The organism is Allocoprobacillus halotolerans, assembly GCF_024399475.1.
Lineage (GTDB): Bacteria > Bacillota_I > Bacilli_A > Erysipelotrichales > Coprobacillaceae > Allocoprobacillus > Allocoprobacillus halotolerans.
In genome coordinates this window covers 993,354-1,013,204 of record NZ_CP101620.1, presented here as the reverse complement: position 1 = coordinate 1,013,204, position 19,851 = coordinate 993,354, and the positions used below count along the sequence as shown (strand labels likewise).

Genomic DNA, 19,851 nt, shown 5'->3' with positions numbered 1-19,851 from the left:
AATCTAACGAAAGGATATTTCACATGAATACTATAACACATATCTTAAATAATTTAAATTCTTTTTCTAAATCTAACTTTAAGTTTTCCAAATATATTGATTTCTTTCAGTTGATAAAGTCTATCCCTCATTCTGTTGAGTATCATCTTAATTCCTCTGATTTTATTTATCACCTTGAGCAGGTGACAATCCATCTCGACTGGATGATTGATTTCTTTGATAAACACATCAATCCCACTCTTAAAAAAGAGTTTAAGAAATTAAAGAAATCCAATAAGAATGATCATACCATTCCTTATGCCGACTTTAAAATTGACGAGCCTCCTGTCTTCAAAAAGGAAGCACCTGTTCAGCTGAGTTTTGAAGATATTCTTAGAAATGCATTAAAGGATGGTCGTCCTATCAAGCCTGTCAACAGAAGAAACAATAATTTTGACTTTAAGGGTGTCTGCCCTTTTTGTGGTGCTCCTCATGAATATATCTATGACAACAATGGTCGCGGTCAGTTCATGTGCAAGGTATGCTGCCAGACATTCTCCCTGAAGATCTCTCTTTCCGGTGAAACGGGCATCTTCTGTCCTCATTGTGGCAAAAAGCTTGATATGAAGCACGACCGCCAGGGATATCTTGTTTTTGTATGCCCAAGCATGAAATGCCCCTATTACATCAAAAACAAAAAGCTTGTCGATGAAGGAAAGGGAGAACACCTTCTGACTTCAAGCAATCAGTACAGGCTTCGCTATCACTATCGTGACTTCAAGTTCAATCTTGACAGTCTTAAAAAGGCTGAAGAAAACATCACAACTCCTGTCAATCTTTCAAGAATTCATTTTGATCACAGAATCCTTGGATTGGCATTGACCTATTACGTCAACTATGGTCTTTCTTCAAGAAAGACTGCACTGATCATCAGGGAAGTCCATGGCTTTAAAATATCACACCAGACAGTCATCAACTATGCGACAACTGTATCACGTCTAGTCAAGCCTCTTGTTGACAGGTATCCATACAGGCTTGGCTCCATATTGTCCGGCGATGAAACCTATATTAAGATAAGAGGCAAGAATCATTACGTGTTCTTCTGGTCTGATCCCAAGACAAAGATCATCACTTCTTACACAATTTATCCCGTAAGAGATACAAAATGTGCCTGTACATCTATTTATGAGTGTCTAAGTCATTACAGTGAAATCCCAGATGACATGACTCTTATAACAGATGGGAATCCAATCTATAATGCAGCACAGGTTTTCTTTGAAATCAATGGAATCAAGTTTGACCTGCATCAGGTCATCGGTGTAAAGAATCTTGATGAGGAATCACAGAAATACAGACCTTTCAAGCAGATTGAGGAGCGCCTCAACAGGACATACAAGCAAAACTATCAGGGAACAAATGGCTATGACAGGCTTGAATGTGCAAATAGTTATATGGTCCTGTTTGTATGCTTCTTCAATTTCTTAAGAAGGCATTCAGCACTGAACTATAAGACGCCTGTTGATGACGGTCTGTTCAAAAAGGATATGCTTATGCCTGACAGATGGCTGCAACTTATCGAGTACAGCTCACAATATCACGCAGCATAGAAAGTTCACCATTTTTAAAAAAATGACGTGAGAAACGATACCCTCATTGCGCCCAAAAATGGGCTTTTTTTATTGGAAAGATGGCAGTCCGTAAATTTTGGGAAAAGACAAAGAAAGATTTTCAAATAAATGCATCCTGCCAGAGTCATCGTACACTTTATAAAGTTGCAAAGAGTAAAACTTTCATAGATTTTTTACTCTACCTATGAATTATTGTATCATAAAATTTTTTACCATTTCAATATTTGTATATGCTTTTCACAATTTTACCTATATTTTTAACTTCATTATACACATTTTTACATCTATTTTTTAGTATTTTTCTCACATTTTTTCTTTTTTTGATATATCAAGACAAGATGGGAAGAAATATTTCTATTTTTGTATTCAGCTATAAAAAGAATGTTTTCCAAAGTTTAAAGAGGATAATGATTGTATCCAGAGAATAATATAAAATATAAAAATTTTTTGGTTGACACGTCTATTTTTTAGAATTATAATAAAAGTGCATAGAAGATTGTTACTTTAAGTAGGCATTACTGAGATGCATAATATAAATTAAATATAATTTTTAGATTGTTACTCCTCGAGGCATGACTAATACCTAAAATAGTTGCCTTGAGGATTTTTTGAAGTGGTAGTGTCAAATAAGTTATGAAAAAATAAAATTTTTTCATAACTAGAATTCCATGGTTGATTCTATGAAGTAATTCAATGCTTCATCCAACAGTATGTTCCATTTACTTGGCATATTATGCGTCTTTTTAAGACAATCCAGTTTAACTGGAGGTCTGTATCCTAGACTTGTATGATTTCTTAGAAAGTTGAAATATGTCGTAAACAGGCACATGAAATCATTGGCACCTTCAAGTGAATTGAAGCCATTTTTGACAGCGTATGAATATTTGAATGTTCTATTGAGCCTTTCGATGATTTGTTTGGCAGGACGATGTTCCATGGAAACAGGATCATCATTCGTAAGCCCAATCACCTGCGTTACCTTGAAAAAGATACGTTTGAGCTGAAAATACTGCTGTGCAGCCTTGTATATGGGATTGCCATCAACCACAAACTCAAGATTTTCAGGTATCTCACTGAATTTTCTTAATACGGAATAGAAGGCATCAATGGCACTGAATGTATCACGCTTCATGTATATTCTATAGGAAGTGATGATCTTCTTCTTGACATCGCACATGAAGAAAACATAGGCTTTCTTGCCTAGAACCTTGACATAAGTTTCATCGCCACATTGGTAATCGTTAAGGTCATGCTTGAAATTATCCATCCATGGAAAAAGAAGATGGCTGGCAGCCTGAGCATAATTGGCTATTGTCTGATGAGAAATCTTTATGTCATGAACTTCCCATAGAATCAATGCTGTTTTTCTGAGTGAAAGGCCATAATTCACGTAATAGGTCAAAACAAGACCAAGGACATGTCTTGAATTGCGGATTCTTGACAAATCGACTTTTGAAGGAACGATTTTAAGCTGAATCTTTTCAAGCCTATCCAAGGAAGCGTTGAAGACACGAGTGATATAATGAAGCGAGAAAGCAGAAGGATTTTGCCTGTATTTTGCCTTGTCTGCCTTGGAAAGCTTCTTGAGTTCGTTTTTATAGTGAGAGCACTTTGGATTCGTACACTTGTAAATATCAAAATCATTTCGAGATTTTATATGAGAAAGCTTGCAGCCACAATGAGGACATTTTCTTACAACCTGCTGAGAATAAGTCTTTTGGGTAGAGAAAGTCTTTTCACAGACCTTGCATCTGATCTGTGTTCTTTTATCACCGTTGTTGTAGGAAAGATATTCATGAGTGGCACCGCAATGAGGGCAAACGGTTCCCTTTGGAGGATAGATTTTATCAGCGTGTCTAAAGACAGGCTTTAAAGGTTTGTTGTGCCTAACTTCATAATCAGCCTTAGCCTGATTGAAAGATACGGGAAGATGTTCAGGCTCAATGACAGGCAAAGGATGAACCTTAAATCTTCTATAAACCTCAGAGGTTGAAGAAGGATTGGAATCATTAGGAAGGAATTTCAAAAGAAAGCATTCTAATTTAAATAAAAATTTACGAATGATATTTAAAAATTTAATAATTAATGATATAATCTTGACCATGGTAATAGCCCTCCTTTTATTGTGGTTTGGTCACTTACAATTATAGGAACTATTACCTTTTTTGTATAGAGAAAAATGGTCAAGTTTATAGATTATCTTCAAGATTAAAGAGGGGAAGATAATCAAAATATAAAAAAACCAAGGTAGAATGAGGTTTTAGGTTAATTTATTTCAAAAAATAAACTAACTATTTTTGACACTACCTTTGAAGTTGAAGGGGAGATGATATGAAAGCTATAAAAAAGTTAAATAATAATGTTGTGGTATGTGTTGATGGAAAAGGTAGAGAACTAATAGCGATGGGAAAAGGCTTAGGATTTCAATCATTACCAAGAGAAGTATCTTTAAGTGAAATAGAGCGTACCTTTTATGATTTTGAAGTTTCAGAACAAAATATCTTAAAGGATTTACCTGCTGATGTAGTCTTATTTACAGCTAGTCTCATGGATATAATTAAAAATGAACTTCCTTATGATTTAAGTAGTAATGCGACATTAGTGATGGCTGATCATATTGCATTTGCGATAGAAAGAGCAAAACAAAATATTGTTGTAAAGATGCCATTATTATATGAAGTTCAACAAATGTATCCATTAGAATATAAGATTGGAAAATATGCATTAAAGAAAATAAAGAGAGAGTTTGAAATTGATTTGCCTAATGATGAGATAACAGGAATAGCTCTTAATTTAATCAATTCAAGATTAAAAGTTAAAGATACAGCCAATAAAGCAACAGGACTTGAATATGAAGATATGCTTAATGAAGTTACTGAGATTATTGAGCAAACACAACGCATTATTATTGATAAAGATTCTTTTGATTATTCACGTTATGCTACTCATTTATTATATTTATTTCAACGTATTAGAAATAATAAAACAATAAATAGTGCAAATTATATTTTGTATAAAGATTTAGTAGATAAGTTCCCTTCAATTGAAATATGTGTTTCTAAAATATGCCACCATATTGAAGAAAAATGGAAAGTACAATTATCTGAAGATGAAAAATTATATTTAATGTTACACGTTAATAGGATATGTGTAAGAAAGGATTGTAACCTGCAATACAGGGCATGACCTCCAAAAGACAGAAATTAAAGACTGTTTTGGAGGTTTTTATTTTAAAAAGGAAGGAGAACGTTCATTTTTGTAAAAAATTAACAAGGAGGAAAGAAAAAAATGAAAGATATTCAAAAATCATTAGGGGAAATTGTAGAGTATATTGGAGGTATGGAGAATATCGCAAATGCTACTCACTGTATGACAAGACTTCGACTCGTATTAAAAGATGAAAGTTTAGAAGAAAAAGAAAAATTAGAAAAAGTAGAAGGTGTTATTAAAGTTGTTCATGCTGGTGGTCAAGTTCAGGTTGTTATTGGGCAACAGGTAAGTAAAGTTTATGATGAATTATGTAAAATGGGTGGTTTTAATAAAACAGAATCCATAGAAGATGAACCTGAAAGGAAAAAGGAAAAACTAACAATTAAATCAGTTGCTAATAATATCATGAGTACTTTAAGTGGATGTATTATTCCAACATTACCTATCATGATAGTAGCCGGTATTTTTAAAATGTTAGTAATCCTTTTTGGACCTGAACAATTAGGATGGTTAGCTGAAGATAGTGACTTAATTGTTTTGTTTGAAATGGTTGGAAATGCTGGTTATTATTTCTTACCATTTTATGCAGCATATAGTTCAGCAGTCAAATTTAAAGTTAGTCCAATGATGGCATTGTTATTTTCTGGGATTATGTTAAGTCCTAATATGTTAGGTATTGTCGAAGCTCAAAAAGCATTTACGGTTTTTGGTATCCCAATGCATTTAACTAGCTATGTTCAAGCAGTTATTCCAATTATTATCATTGTTTGGATCATGTCATATGTGGAAAAATTCTTAAAGAAATATATTCCTGATATGCTTAGAATCATAGGTGTTCCAGTATTAACAATTGTTATTATGCTTCCAATTGGTTTATGTATTTTAGGACCAGCTTGTTATATTATCATGGGTTGGGTTGCTGATGGATTATTATGGTTAACAGCAAATTTTGGATTATTAGCAGCTGTTATTGTTGCTCCATTATGGCCATTTGTTGTTTTATTTGGTATGCATGTTCCAGTTTTAACAGCATTACTTCCTGCTCAAATGGAAATTGGATATGATATGATTGTCTATCCAGCAATGATTGTTGGTACATTTACATATATGGGATTATTCTTGGCTTATGCATTACGTGCAAAAGGAGCAGAAAAGAAAAGTGTTGGATGGAGTTGTTTTACATCAATGACATTAGCCAATATATCTGAACCAGGATTATATGGTATTATTTTGGCTGATCGTAAAGCATTGATTTATTCTATGATTGCAAATGCTTGTGGATCATTAGTATGTTATTTATTACAGGCTAAAGTTTATATTTTTGCTGGGGTAGGTTTCCCATTCTTAAATCCATTACGTTTTGGAGAAGATATTGTAAAAGGAACAATTGGTTGTCTTGTTGGTTTGGTTGTTGCACTTGCTATTGGAATTATCTTTGGTTTCCAAGGTGAAGATAAATTAAATATTGGGAAAAAGAAATTAAAATTTGAAAAAAAGAAATCAATGTATAAATAAAGTGAGGTAACAAAATGGCGTTTTGTAAAAATTTTTTATGGGGTGGAGCATTGGCAGCTAATCAATGTGAAGGTGGTTATAACGAAGGTGGTAGAGGCTTATCTAACTGTGATGTTTTACCTTATGGAAAGAATAGATATGATATTATTAAAGGAAAAGTTGCTAGACTCAATCCCATTCCTGAAGAATACTATCCTGCTCAAAAAGCAATTGATTTTTATCATCATTATAAAGAAGACATAGCACTTTTTGGTGAAATGGGATTTAAAACATTAAGAATTTCAATAGCTTGGAGTCGCATCTTTCCAAATGGTGATGATTTAGAGCCTAATGAAGAAGGATTATTATTCTATGAAAATATTTTTAAAGAATGTAGAAAATACAACATTGAACCATTGGTAACCATAACACATTATGATATTCCTATGAATTTAGTAACAAAATATGGTGGTTGGAAAAATCGTCAATTGATAGATTTTTATAAAAAATTAGTTAAAGTTCTTTTTAAGCGTTACATAGGGATGGTGAAATATTGGTTAACATTTAATGAAATCAATATTATGGTCAGTGCGTGTTTCATGGCTGCTGGACTTATCTTTGATGAAGATGAAAATCAATATAAGAGTATTTATGATGCTGTACATCATGTTTTAGTAGCGAGTGCATGGGCTGTAAAAATAGGACATGAGATTGATAGTGAAAATCAAATTGGGTGTATGTTAAATGCTGGATTATTTTATCCAGCAACATGCAATCCTTTAGATGTTCAAGCAGCACAAGAGGAAAATAGAAAACATTATATGTTTACAGATGTTCAGGTTAGAGGAGAATATCCTCAATATATGAAAATGGACTTTGAAAGAAATCATTATACAATTCCATTCTGTGATAATGATGAAGACATATTAAAAGAAAATGTAGTTGATTATGTATCGTTTTCATACTATTCAACAAGAGTTGCAAAAGCAAATAGTGAAGGACAATTTGATTCTAACCTCTTAAAATCTGCTCCTAATCCTTATTTAAAAATGGAACCATGGGGAAGATTTATTGATCCATTAGGATTAAGAATTACAATGAATGAAATTTATGATCGCTATCAAAAACCATTATTTGTAGCTGAAAATGGTTTGGGAGCAACGGATGAACCAGATGAAAATGGATATGTAGAAGATGATTATCGTATTGAATATTTAAGAGATCATATCAAAGTATTGAAAGATGCAGTTGAGATAGATGGATTACCTGTATTGGGATATACATGTTGGGGACCAATAGATTTGGTATCAGTAGCAACAGGACAAATGTCTAAGCGTTATGGATTCATTTATGTTGATCTTGATGATGAAGGGCAAGGAACTTTAAAACGTACAAAGAAAAAATCGTTTGAATGGTATAAAAAAGTTATTGCGACTAATGGTAAAAGTCTTGAATACTAGAAAGGAAAAATATGAAATTATTAGTACAAGCAGATGATTATGGTATATCAAAAGCAGTAAGTTTAGGAATTATACATGGAATAAAAAATGGTATGATTCGTAACACAGGATTATTTGCTAATATGGAATGGACTAAAGAATGTGTTGAATACATTAAACCTTATTTAGATCAAATTGATTTTGGGATTGATTTAAATATAACAACAGGGAAACCATTATTACCTAAAGAAAAAATTCCATCTTTAGTCAAAGAAAATGGAGAATTTTTTACAAGTTGGGAAATGAGAGAGTTACAAAAACATGAAAGCACACTTTTCAAAATAGAAGTTTATGCTGAATTTGAAACACAAATATTAAAATTTATAGAATTAGTTGGAAAGAAACCAGATTATATTCACTCTCATGCCTTTACTAACGAAAGCATATTAGAAGTGCAAAGACAGTTAAGTAAAAAATATGATATTCCTTTTGCATCAGATGTTTGGAAGAAAACATTTGGGTGTCAAGTGACAGAATATAGGATACCATGGTATTTAAAACCGGCGAATTTAGAAAATCAAATGAATTCATCACTCTCTAGCTATATTCTAACGCATGCAGATGATTTATTAAAAAATGAATATAATTTACTTGTGGGCCATATGGGATATGTCGATAGAGAATTGGTGGATTTATCTAGTTATCATCTTTATCGTTTAAATGATTTAGAAGGTGCATGTAATCCAGAAGTATTAGAATGGATTCATAAAAATAATGTTCAGTTAATTCGATATAAAGATATTATATAAATGACAGGAGGAGTGTAGATGATTAATATTATTAAAAAAGTTGTGAAAAAGTTGTTTCACCAGTTACTGGAAAATGCATACCTATTGAAGAAGTCAAAGATGAAGTATTTGCTTCAAAAGCAATGGGTGATGGATTTGCAGTTGTACCAACAGTAGGAGAAGTCGTATCACCTGTTGATGGGGAAATTATTCTTATTGCGCAAACAAGTCATGCTGTGGGATTAAAAACAAAAAAAGGTATTGAAGTTTTAGTGCATATTGGACTAGACACAGTAGAATTAAATGGTAAAGGCTTTACAGTAAAAATAAAACAAGGAATGAAAGTTAAAGCAGGAGATCCATTGGTATCATTTGATAGTGAGTATATGAAAAATTTAGGAATTGATATGACAACTATGGTTGTATTCACATCACCTCTTAATAAATCTATAGCATTAAATTGTTATGGAGAAATGGTTCAAGCTGGTCAAACTTTAATAGAAGAAATTGAACTTGGATAAGACCTTATACAATAACATAAGTTATATAAAGATATATTTTGAAAGAACATAATGTGTTTATGTAACAATAATCATTATACATATTTAGAGATATTTATAAAATGACCTTAATATTTTGAGATTAGCAAAAGCATGTGTTGGGAAAATATTATGAGTGCTTTTCCCAACCTATTTCCCCTTAAAATATCTTAGAATAGAGAACTTATGAAATGATTATATTTATTTGATGTTTCAATTTTGTAGAATGAGAAAGAAAACATATGATACTTTAGGTAAATTGTTTAGTTGTAAGGTTAAAAATTTTCAATTTATAAAAAGTTTATCTTTTTATTTGCTGATGAATTAAAAAGAGAACGAGGTGTTTAGTCATATGGGAAATACAAATTCTGAACTTTTTGAAGAAATGGATATATCTCAGGCAGCAATTAAAGTTATGATTCCAACAATTTTAGGTTCTTTGGTGATGGTGTTATATAGTTTGGCTGATACATATTTTGTAGGTTTACTTAATAATAAAATCCAAAGTGCTGCTGTATCATTAACATCTCCTCTTTTAATATCTTTTAAGATTGTGAATAATTTGTTTGGTATCGGTGCTTCAAGTTTGATGAGTAGAGGTTTAGGAAAAAAGATTATCAAATTGTTAAAACGAGTGCTTCTTTTGGAATATATGGTTCTATTATTTTAGCTAGTGTTTTATCTGTTTTATGTTTTGTTTTTTAAAACCACTTTTATTATTACTTGGAGCTAGTTTAGATACTTTTTATGCAACCAGTCAGTATGTTTTATGGAATGTTATATTTGGGGCTGTTCCATCTATTTTAAATGTTGTTTTAGCCTATTTGGTAAGAGCAGAAGGACAAGTGACTCATGCAAGTGTTGGAACAATGCTTGGGTGTATGATTAATATTTTTTGGATCCAATTTTCATAATGGCATGGGGTTTTAAAATGGGAGCGGCTGGAGCAGCTTTAGCAACTTTGATTTCTAATTGTATTTCGTGTTTGTATTTTATAATTTTATTAATCATGAAAAAAGATAAAACATCAATACGATTACATCCAAAATATCTTCTATCTTTAAATAAAAAAATTGTTTATGAAATTTGTAATGTTGGAATACCAGCATCTATTCAAAACCTTTTAAATGTTACGACTGTGACAGTCATGAATAATTTTGTTTCTGGATATGATGCATCAGCCATAGCAGCTGTGGGAATTGTACAGAAAATATATATGATACCGTTGCAAATAGCAACAGGTGGAACTCAGGGAATTATGCCACTTATTAGTTATTCATATACGAGTAAAAATAAACAGCGTTTTAAAGAAACAATTTATTTTACTGCTAAATTAATGATTCCAAGTATGTGTATCATTGCAGTATTATGCTGGTTTTTCTCAGCTCAATTAACGAGATTATTTATAGATCAAGAACAAATTATTTTTTATGGAACTTTATTTTTACGTGGATACAGTGCATCGATGTCTTTTATGCTTGTAGATTTTATGGCAATAGGTGTTTTTCAAAGTGTTGGAATGGGAAAAAATCACTTTGGTTTGCAATTTTGAGAAAAGTCATCTTGGAGATACCAGCAATTTTTTTGCTTAATATTATTTTCCATGAATATGGGATTAGATTTGCAGGCTATATTGCAGATATTATATTAGCAATATATGGAGTCATACAAATCAAATCAATTATTAAAACAATATCATAATTTTACAATATATAGAATAAGGAGAAGTCAGAATGACAGAATTAGGAGTTTTAGCTTATCCGGATTTAAGTCCGATGGAAAAAATAAAAGAATACTTGCAGTTAGCATCTCGATACGGATTTACAAGAGTATCTTCTAGTATGCTTTCTGTTGAGGGTACGAATGAAGAAATCATCAATTATTTTAAAGAGTTTAATAAGATTGCTCATGAATTTGGAATGAAAGTTTCTTTGGACGTGAATACAAATTTTTTAAAACGTATGAATCAATCTTATGATGATATATCTTTGTTTAATGAAATAAAATGTGACATTATTCGTTTAGATGGTTCATATGGTGCTGAAAATGATTATATAATGATTCAAAATCCTTATGGAATTAAAATTGAAATGAATGCAACTTCATCTAAAGTTGCGCAGGAAATCGAGTATTTTTATGGAAAAGGTGTAGCAAAAGATAAAATTTTATTAGGACATAATGCCTATCCACAACGTTATACGGGTTTAAAATGGAATGATTTTTTAACAAAAAATCAGCAATTAAAGAAATATGGATATAAAATTGCTGCAATTGTAAGCTCTAATGCCCCAAATACTCATGGAATTTGGAATGCAGAAGATGGACTTCCTACTGTTGAAAGATTACGAGATTTACCAATTGATTTACAAACAAGAATTATTTTAGCAACAGGAGATGTAGACGATATTTTAATTGGTAATGCATATGCTTCAGAAGCAGAATTAAAAGCTATTGCAGAAGTGGTTAAACCACCTAAAGAATTTGAAGATTCACCTGTCTATGCCCAAATTAAGGCATATGGACCAATACTACCAAAATTTGGACCTTGCAAAAGATTGAAAGTTATTCTTGAAGATGACATTACAGAAATTGAAAGAGAGAATCTATTAGATTTAGTACCACAGCTAGATAATGGTGATTCATCAGAATGGATATGGCGTTCAAGAAGTGGTAGATTAATTAATAAAAATAGAGATATTCCTCCTCGAAAATATGTTGGAGAATACTTTCCAGTAGGAAGTGTTGTGATTGTTAATGATGTGAATAAACATTATTCTGGAGAAATTCAAATTGTAAAGATTCCAATAAAAAATGATGGTAAAAGAAATTTGATTGCTAAACTTGCTACTTATGAAGATCAAATGTTAGAGTTGATTAATAATGAAGATTTGGTTGAATTTCTTGAATATTATGAATACTAAAAGGTAGGTGAATATGGTATGCTTATCAAAAGTAAGAAAGTATATATAGCGGATCGATTTGTGCCCGCTATTATTGAAATTGAAAAAGATAAAATTGTTAATATTTTACAATATGATGATAGTCATGTAGATAAAGACTATGGAAACAAAAGAATAGTTCCTGGATTTATTGATATTCATACACATGGAGCATATGGCTTTGATACAAATAGTGGTCAAGAAAATGGTTTGAAAGAATGGCAACAACATTTAGCCAAAGAAGGGGTAACATCATTTTTACCTACCACTGTTACAGCATCCAAAGATGAATTAATAAAAGCGTTAAAGAATATTGCGAAAGTAAAAAAAGAGAATTCTCAAGGTGCGGATATATTAGGAATTCATTTGGAAGGTCCTTATATTGATAAAAAATATCACGGAGCACAACCTATTCAGGCAGTTGTTCAGCCTACTATTGAAGAATTTCAAGAATATCAAAATGCAGCTGATGGTTTAATAAAAATCATGACTATGGCAATAGAACATGATAAAAATTTTTCATTAACGAAATATTGTGCATCTAATGGCATTGTTGTTTCAATTGGCCATAGTTCGGCAACATTAGAACAAGTAACTTTTGCAATCGCAAATGGTGCAAAATCAGTTACACATACTTTTAATGGAATGAGTCCATTTAATCATCGTGAAAATGGTGTTGTTGGTGGGGCATTAAGATGTGATTCATTATACAGTGAGATTATATGTGATTGTAATCATGTTACACCTGAAGCTATTCAAGTATTTTTCCGTTCAAAAAGTAAAGAAAAAGCCATTATGGTTACTGATTCTTTAATGTGTAAGGGATATGAGGTAGGAAAAAAATTTCAATTTGCTAATCTTGAAGTAGAAATTTATTCAGATGGAAGTGCTCATCTAGTTAAAGAAGGGAATTTTGCAGGTAGTACATTAAAAATGAATGAAGGATTAAAAAAACTAGTTACAGAAGCAATGGTTCCTTTTGATGTCGCACTTCAATCATGTACTTCAAATCCTGCTAGATTACTTAATGTTGATAACCAAAAAGGTAGTTTAGTGGTTGGTTATGATGCTGATATTGTTGTTTTAGAAGATGACTATTCTGTTATGGAAACATATTGTAAAGGTGTTCCGCAATTAAAGAAAGGTTAAAAGTATGAAGCATAGAGAAATTATTGATTGTATTAAAAAAATCACTATCATGAGTGGAATGGAAGAGAGATTAATGAGCAAACAACACGTGATCAAATTCTTTTTGGCGATGTAGAAGATGAGTGTACAGGTATTATAACATGTATATATGCAAGTGTTGATGTGATTAAACAAGCTATTGAAAAAAACGTCAATTTAATTATAGCCCACGAGTCATTATTTTGGAATCATGGAGATCATACAGATTGGTTGATAGACAACAAAACATATCAAATGAAAAAGAAAATGTTACAGGATAATTATATTACTGTTTGGCGTAATCATGATTATATCCATGCAGGGATTCTTTGTCATGGAAAACGTGTGGATGGCATTTTCTATGGCCTATTAAAGATGTTTGGATGGGAAAAATACATTGATAGAGATATTGGATTTCCATTGATTATTGATGTTCCTAAAATATCAACAAAAGAGTTTATTAATGAGTTGATGGAAAAACTTGGTTTGAATGGACTCAAATGTTTTGGAAATATTGATGGTTATACAAAAAGAATATATATTCCTATGCATATTACTGGAAACGATAATGATAAAATTACAATTGTAGATAAAGAAAATATTGATACTATTATATCTATGGAATGTATTGATTATACGCTTGGCATTTATATTAAAGATACAGCAATGTTAAATATTGATAAATGTATTTTAGCAGTAGGACATTTTAATTTAGAAGAACCTGGTATGAAATGGTATGGTGAGGAATACTTGCCAACAATTTTACCAAAATCATTACCAATTTATTTCATAAAAGTTTCTGATATGTATCAGTTTCAAATAAATAAAGGTGCTAAGTAAAAATATGATTCAATTTATTGGTCATTAATCAAAAAGTGTTATTTTTTATAAATTTTGTATATTTCTTGTATCTTTGTCCATGATATGTATGTGGAGGTTAAGAATATGAAGAAAATTTTGGCATTACTTTTATGTATGACAGTATTTACAGGTTGCAGTAATCAAAATGATTCAACAAAGGATACAATATCAAATAACAATTCAACTGATAATGTAACAGAAAATGAAAATAATACAACAACACCTAATCAAACAGATGATTGGTATGCGAAATTTGAAAATGGATTAAAAGAAGGAAATGTTTCTTATTCATCTAAAAATGTTTTAGATGCTACAAGTGTTGGTGGTGCAGAAGGTTATCGTTATGTGACAGATAATGGCAATATTGATGTTTATCGTTATGAAGATGGTGATGAATTTGACCGAGTCATGGATGAAAAAACAATTGGTGATGATAAGAAAAAGGTAGAGGTTAACGATCATATGGTTATTGTATCAGATGGTTTATCTGAAGATGTATTAGATATTTTTAAAAATTTAAAATAAATGATGAGAGTCTTGCAGGAAAGCAGGACTTTTTTTATGTATATAAATAGAAAACTTCAAAATAGAATATTATTTTACACAGATATGTTTAATGAGTGATGAATCAAAATTTTCTATACTATAACAAATAACCGTGACATCATCCAAATTACCGAATTTCACAGGGTATAATCTATTGAATTTAGAATGATCAGCTAAAATAAAAGTTTTTTGACTATGCTCAATAACTTTGCTTTTCACAGCTGCTTCTTGTTCGTTGGTTGTTGTTAGGCCACCTTTGACATGAATACCATTTACACCTAAAAAAGTGATATCAAAATAGAGTTCACTTAACTGTTGAAGTGTCTGATTACCAGTAATAGCCTCTGTTGTAAAACGAACAGTACCACCTAAAGAAATGGTTCTGATTTTTCGTTCTATAAGCTTTTGAATATGGGGAATTCCTATTGTGACAACAGTGATATTTTTAGCTGTAATATACTTTAACATTTCTAATGTAGAACTTCCCGCATCAATAAAAATCATTTGATTATCCTTGATTTGTCTAGCTGCAAGTCTAGCAATCATTTTTTTCTGTTCATAATTTGTTTCAGCTTTATATAACATAGGGGGTTCATTATTTCCTTTATTATTAGTTCTTACACCTCCATGAAAACGAGAAACAAGAGATAAATCTTCCATTTGTTGTAAATCACGTCTAATTGTTGCTTCAGATACATGTAAAATATCAACGAGATTTTGTACATAAACTGCATCATTTTTTTCACATAATTCTAAAATTTTAGCCCATCTTTGTTGCTTTGCCATATAATATCACCTTTTCTATCTTTATTTCATTATAACATAATTTTATTCTCTTTTTATTGTAGCTGAAAAAGTGTCATTTTCATGACCTTTTTTATTATTTACTATATGTTCATTTTATAGTTTCAGTTGCAGCTGCCTGTATTCCTGCTTCTCTCTTATATTTTGAAACTCCTTGATTCCCTTTTGTGCATATTTTAATATTTCCTGTATCCCTTTACTGATCTGATAGCACCAGTAATATCTCTTTCCTTTAAGCGATTTGCTTCTCTCTATCATCTTTATGACCAGTAATTTCTTGTCTACTTTCTCTGCCAACAGTGTTATATGCCCTATATGCATCATCAATATCGTATTCAATACATTTATTGATTTCATTGTCCTTACTCTTATATTTTCAAAACCATACTGATTCTTTTTGAATCTGAATTTCTCCTCGATTCGCCACCTTGACATATATGCCCTCACTATCTTATGCACATCTCTTTTATTCCTGATCTCTCTATTCGTTAAAAGCATCATCGGTTTTTCTTCACTTAATCCATACACAATGACTAGATTTAATATCCTTCCCTTTTGTGATGGCAGTTCCACTCTCGTATGTGATACATAGACTTCACTATCTTCCTTAGAAAAATACATGTTCATCTTAATCTTGCCTTTTCTTCTTTTGGCGATTTCTCCTACTTTCTTTGGCTTCCCTTTAAACAATAACGTTCTATTTTCTTTGAGTCTGATGATGAAATTATCTGCATTATGATTTTCATCTATGAAGTAATCATAAAATACATTGGCATCATATCCTCTGTCACATACAAATGTACATCTTTCAGGAATGAGAGATTTGACATATTTTATGCTCTTTATTGTTTCATCGTTCATTGACCTGAATCCTTCACTTTCAGTTGAATAGATATGGCTATACAAAGATATTGGATGATGTTGATCCTGTGTGAGGGCAGTTGCCTCACATACATGGTATCCAGGATAAATGTCATCCTTAAGTGAGGAAGCATCCCTGACCATACAAAGATCTTCAAATTTTCTTCCATATTTTTTGATGATTTCACTGTTATCAAGTAAAATGATCCTGTCTTCGCTAAGATGCTTGATAACCATATCATTATAATTGGATTTCATTTGGTTCATTGCTTCATCATCAAATTGAGCCAAATGATTGGATAATCTGTCAATTGTATAATTGAGCTTGATATTTTCATCAAGAGCTCTGGCAATATCGCTAAGTAGAACACTTTGACTTCTTGCAAGACCAAACATCATGTCCATGACAAACTTGGCAGCAGGTTTATCAAGACTGTCTGATAATTTATTAGAAAAATTGACAATTTCTCTTTTCGTTTCATATAGATCTGTGGTAAAATAACTCATGGAAAATCCCTCCTAAATTTTGTTTATTGAGATAAAATTATTATAACATTTTAGAGGCTGATTTTCCTTATAAATAAAGCAAAACAGGCAATTTGTGAATAACTTTTTACCTGTTTTTTATTTTTTTACCGAAACTCAAAAACATAAGTAGAATAATAAATTCATAAGAAATGATTGTTTCATTCAAAAATATGATTGGTATAAATACGAAGGATGATTGTTTGATTGAAACGATAAATAAATGATTGATTTTTTAAATGAAAGCGCTTTATAATATAGTCGTAAGGAGAATAGTTATGATATACACATTCACATTTAATCCATCCATTGACCATTTTATAGAAGTCAATAAACCAATTTTGATGGATACAGAAGTCAATCGATCAAGTAAAGAAATATTTAAAGTAGGTGGTAAAGGAATTAATGTGTCGAAGACTCTCAATGAATTAGGAATTGATTCTACAGCAGTTATTTTATCTGGTGGATTTACAGGTCAATTTATTTGTAATGAAATAGATAAAATGAAGTGTGTCAAACGAAAAAGCTTTCAAGTTACAGAGAATAACAGAATCAATGTGAAACTTCAAACAGAAAAACAAACATTTTGTATTAATGGGCAAGGTCCAACAATTAGTAAAGAAATTCAAAATAAGATTCTTGACTATTTAAAAACAATTACAAGGAATGATTGGATATTGATTTGTGGAAGTTTAGCTAAAAATATGAATGTTCAGTTTCTATTAGAAATGGCTAAAATCGTTCATGATAGAAAAGCTAAATTTATTATTGATATGGAACTTGAAATAGAAACTTTAAAAAAGTTAAAACCATATTTAATTAAGCCTAATTTCTATGAATTTGAGAATTTAATTCAAAAGTCTTTAGCAGATGAAAAAGAACTCAAAGAAAGTTTACAATTGGTAATAGAAAGTGGAGTAGATAACATATTGCTTTCTATGGGAAAGAAAGGTGCAATATTTGCTAATAAAGAACATTTTTATCAATTATCACAAAATCAGATGAAAGCAGTGCATTCTGTAGGGCCTGGGGATGCTATGCTGGCTGCCTTCATAGGAAAGCTATACTCAGGAGAAAGTATAGAAGAAGCACTTAAATGGGGTGGAGCAGCGGGAAGTGCTGTTGTTTCAGGATATAAAGATATTGATATATCTACAATTCAAAAGTTTTTTAATCAAGTGAAAGTGAAAAAAATTTAGGAGAGGAGAGTTTACTTATGAGTCAAAAATTGAATTTTAATCAAATGGCTACTCAGATTATTGAGAATTTAGGTGGCAAAGACAATTTATCAAATGTGAATCATTGTGCAACAAGATTAAGAGTTGTTGTGAATGATAGCAGTCTTGTTAAAGAAGGAGCATTAAAGAAAATTAACGGAGTTTTAGGCGTTGAATTTCGAGATGAACAGGTTCAAGTTATTGTTGGAGCGATTATCGAAGATTTATTCTTAGCAGTTGAAAAACAGGTAGGAACAACGTCACAATCAGGAGAAACAAAAAAAGATAAGAATATTGTTTCGATTTTCGCAAATTTCTTACAATTAATGGCGGGTATTATGAGTCCAGTTATTCCGGCATTAATTGCAGCTGGATTTTTAACTTGTTTGTTATTGGTTTTGAATTTATGTGGCTTACCAACAGACAATTCAACATATGTTATTTTAAATAATTTAGCACAGACAGTATTTTATTTCTTACCTGTATTTGTTGCTTACACTTCAGCTAAAAAATTTGATACTGAACCCGTGTTAGCAATGGTTTTAGCATGTTGGTTATTATATCCAGATTGGGTGACAATGGCATCTGCAGGTGGATGGACTTCTTATTTTGGTATACCAACGCTTTTAACAACATATAATGGTGCTGTATTGCAGATTATTTTATCAGTATGGATCATGTCATTGATTGATAAGCAATTAAAGAAATATATCCCTATATCAGCTAGACATTTCTTAAAACCATTTTTATTGATTTTATTTACATCTGTGATTACTTTAACAGTAACAGGACCATTAGGTGGTCTATTTACAAATTATATTGCTGCATTTATTGAATGGGTACGTACATATGCATCTTGGGCAGCAGTTGCTATTATTATCATTTTTGCATCAACAATTGGTGTATTATGTCCAGGTTTCCATTTAGCTTTAATTCCTATCGCAACAGCAAGTTTGGCTACTGTTGGATATGATGATTTAATTAACATTTGGTTCTATTGTTGTACAATTACGCCAGGTTTCATCGCTTTAGCAGTCGCATTAAAAACAAAGCGCAATAATTTAAGACAGATTGCTTATCCAGCTGCTTTATCAGCTTTATTTGGAGGTATTTCAGAACCAACAACATATGGTATTTCATATAAAATGCCAATCATTTATGCTTGCTCAACGGCAACATCTATTATTACATCTATTTATGCAGGTATTGTCCATTTAAAATGCTATGGTTTTGGTGGCTATTCACTTACAAATATCTTATTATATTTAGGACCAGATAATGATACATCAAACTTCATTAAAGCATTAATTGGTGTTGGTATTATGTTTATATGCTCATTCGTCTTTGTATTTTTAGCAAAATGGGATGATTCAGTTTATGATGATGAAGATGATGAAGAAGAATTCAAAATTGGACCTAAAGTGACAATTTGTCCACCGGCAAAAGGTGAATATGTTCCTATGAATGAAATTAAAGATCCTGTATTTGCAAAAGGTACATTAGGACAATGCTTTGCAGTTGAAGCAAGTGAAGAAAATATTATAGCACCAATTAGTGGTGTCATTAACTCAGTAGCACCAACAAAACATGCAATTACTATTAAAGGAGATAGTGGTGCAGAAGTTATGGTGCATATCGGTATTGAATCTACAAGAATCGAAGAAGGAGATATTTCTGTATTCGTTAAGGTTGGCGATAAAGTTAAAGCTGGTGATACATTAGCAAAATTAAATATGGATGCATTTACAAATAAGAATATGGATAAAACAATTATTGCGATTTTATTAAATAGTAGTGCATATAATCGTTTTGAAAATGATTCTCAAAATGCTAGATTGATTGCAGAGGTGTGAT

Annotated in this window: 18 protein-coding genes; 15 read left to right on the top strand and 3 right to left on the bottom strand. The window is 31.2% G+C overall.

Features of this window, described 5'->3' with window-relative positions:
• Positions 1-23: 23 nt before the first annotated feature.
• A complete protein-coding gene (locus NMU03_RS06020; RefSeq protein WP_290141745.1) occupies positions 24-1,586 on the top strand; it encodes a DDE-type integrase/transposase/recombinase in 1,563 nt (520 codons plus the stop codon).
• A gap of 679 nt (positions 1,587-2,265) precedes the next feature.
• Here NMU03_RS06020 and NMU03_RS06015 read toward each other — a convergent pair.
• Entirely contained in the window at positions 2,266-3,711 is a 1,446-nt protein-coding gene (locus NMU03_RS06015) for a DDE-type integrase/transposase/recombinase (RefSeq protein ID WP_290141744.1), read from the bottom strand.
• A gap of 227 nt (positions 3,712-3,938) precedes the next feature.
• Between NMU03_RS06015 and NMU03_RS06010 the strand changes: the two genes are divergently transcribed.
• From NMU03_RS06010 to NMU03_RS05955, 12 genes are all read left to right on the top strand, one after another.
• Complete coding sequence (locus NMU03_RS06010; RefSeq protein WP_290141743.1) at positions 3,939-4,793, top strand: PRD domain-containing protein; 855 nt, start codon at positions 3,939-3,941, stop codon at positions 4,791-4,793.
• Between the two features lie 102 nt (positions 4,794-4,895).
• Entirely contained in the window at positions 4,896-6,332 is a 1,437-nt protein-coding gene (locus NMU03_RS06005) for a PTS transporter subunit EIIC (protein ID WP_290141741.1), read from the top strand.
• 14 nt (positions 6,333-6,346) lie between these two features.
• Positions 6,347-7,771, top strand: a complete 1,425-nt coding sequence (locus tag NMU03_RS06000; RefSeq protein WP_290141740.1) for a 6-phospho-beta-glucosidase — start codon at positions 6,347-6,349, stop codon at positions 7,769-7,771.
• 11 nt (positions 7,772-7,782) lie between these two features.
• Complete coding sequence (locus tag NMU03_RS05995) at positions 7,783-8,559, top strand: ChbG/HpnK family deacetylase (RefSeq protein ID WP_290141739.1); 777 nt, start codon at positions 7,783-7,785, stop codon at positions 8,557-8,559.
• A gap of 77 nt (positions 8,560-8,636) precedes the next feature.
• The gene (locus tag NMU03_RS05990) at positions 8,637-9,059 is read left to right on the top strand and encodes a PTS sugar transporter subunit IIA (protein ID WP_290142291.1); all 423 of its coding nucleotides are present in this window, start codon (positions 8,637-8,639) and stop codon (positions 9,057-9,059) included.
• A gap of 370 nt (positions 9,060-9,429) precedes the next feature.
• Complete coding sequence (locus NMU03_RS05985; RefSeq protein ID WP_290141738.1) at positions 9,430-9,747, top strand: MATE family efflux transporter; 318 nt, start codon at positions 9,430-9,432, stop codon at positions 9,745-9,747.
• Positions 9,748-9,766: 19 nt separating this feature from the next.
• Complete coding sequence (locus NMU03_RS05980; protein WP_290141737.1) at positions 9,767-9,991, top strand: hypothetical protein; 225 nt, start codon at positions 9,767-9,769, stop codon at positions 9,989-9,991.
• A 17-nt stretch (positions 9,992-10,008) separates the two neighbouring features.
• Entirely contained in the window at positions 10,009-10,629 is a 621-nt protein-coding gene (locus tag NMU03_RS05975) for an MATE family efflux transporter (protein ID WP_290141736.1), read from the top strand.
• Between the two features lie 181 nt (positions 10,630-10,810).
• On the top strand, positions 10,811-11,998 hold the full coding sequence (locus NMU03_RS05970) for a MupG family TIM beta-alpha barrel fold protein (protein ID WP_290141735.1): 1,188 nt from the start codon (positions 10,811-10,813) through the stop codon (positions 11,996-11,998).
• 18 nt (positions 11,999-12,016) lie between these two features.
• Positions 12,017-13,165 carry an N-acetylglucosamine-6-phosphate deacetylase gene (gene nagA, locus NMU03_RS05965; RefSeq protein ID WP_290141734.1) on the top strand — a complete coding sequence of 383 codons (1,149 nt, stop codon included), beginning with the start codon at positions 12,017-12,019 and terminating at the stop codon, positions 13,163-13,165.
• Positions 13,166-13,234: 69 nt separating this feature from the next.
• The gene (locus tag NMU03_RS05960) at positions 13,235-14,023 is read left to right on the top strand and encodes a Nif3-like dinuclear metal center hexameric protein (RefSeq protein ID WP_353956687.1); all 789 of its coding nucleotides are present in this window, start codon (positions 13,235-13,237) and stop codon (positions 14,021-14,023) included.
• A gap of 105 nt (positions 14,024-14,128) precedes the next feature.
• Entirely contained in the window at positions 14,129-14,569 is a 441-nt protein-coding gene (locus tag NMU03_RS05955; protein WP_290141733.1) for a putative periplasmic lipoprotein, read from the top strand.
• Between the two features lie 69 nt (positions 14,570-14,638).
• Here the strand turns inward: NMU03_RS05955 and NMU03_RS05950 are convergent, their stop codons facing one another.
• Both NMU03_RS05950 and NMU03_RS05945 read right to left on the bottom strand, forming a co-directional pair.
• Positions 14,639-15,376 carry a DeoR/GlpR family DNA-binding transcription regulator gene (locus NMU03_RS05950; RefSeq protein ID WP_290141732.1) on the bottom strand — a complete coding sequence of 246 codons (738 nt, stop codon included), beginning with the start codon at positions 15,374-15,376 and terminating at the stop codon, positions 14,639-14,641.
• A gap of 114 nt (positions 15,377-15,490) precedes the next feature.
• Positions 15,491-16,762, bottom strand: a complete 1,272-nt coding sequence (locus NMU03_RS05945; protein WP_290141731.1) for a transposase — start codon at positions 16,760-16,762, stop codon at positions 15,491-15,493.
• Between the two features lie 296 nt (positions 16,763-17,058).
• Here NMU03_RS05945 and NMU03_RS05940 point away from each other — a divergent pair, with 296 nt between their 5' ends.
• A complete protein-coding gene (locus NMU03_RS05940; protein ID WP_290141730.1) occupies positions 17,059-17,979 on the top strand; it encodes a 1-phosphofructokinase family hexose kinase in 921 nt (306 codons plus the stop codon).
• Positions 17,980-17,996: 17 nt separating this feature from the next.
• On the top strand, positions 17,997-19,850 hold the full coding sequence (locus tag NMU03_RS05935; RefSeq protein WP_290141729.1) for a PTS glucose transporter subunit IIA: 1,854 nt from the start codon (positions 17,997-17,999) through the stop codon (positions 19,848-19,850).
• The last annotated feature ends 1 nt before the right edge of the window (position 19,851 follow it).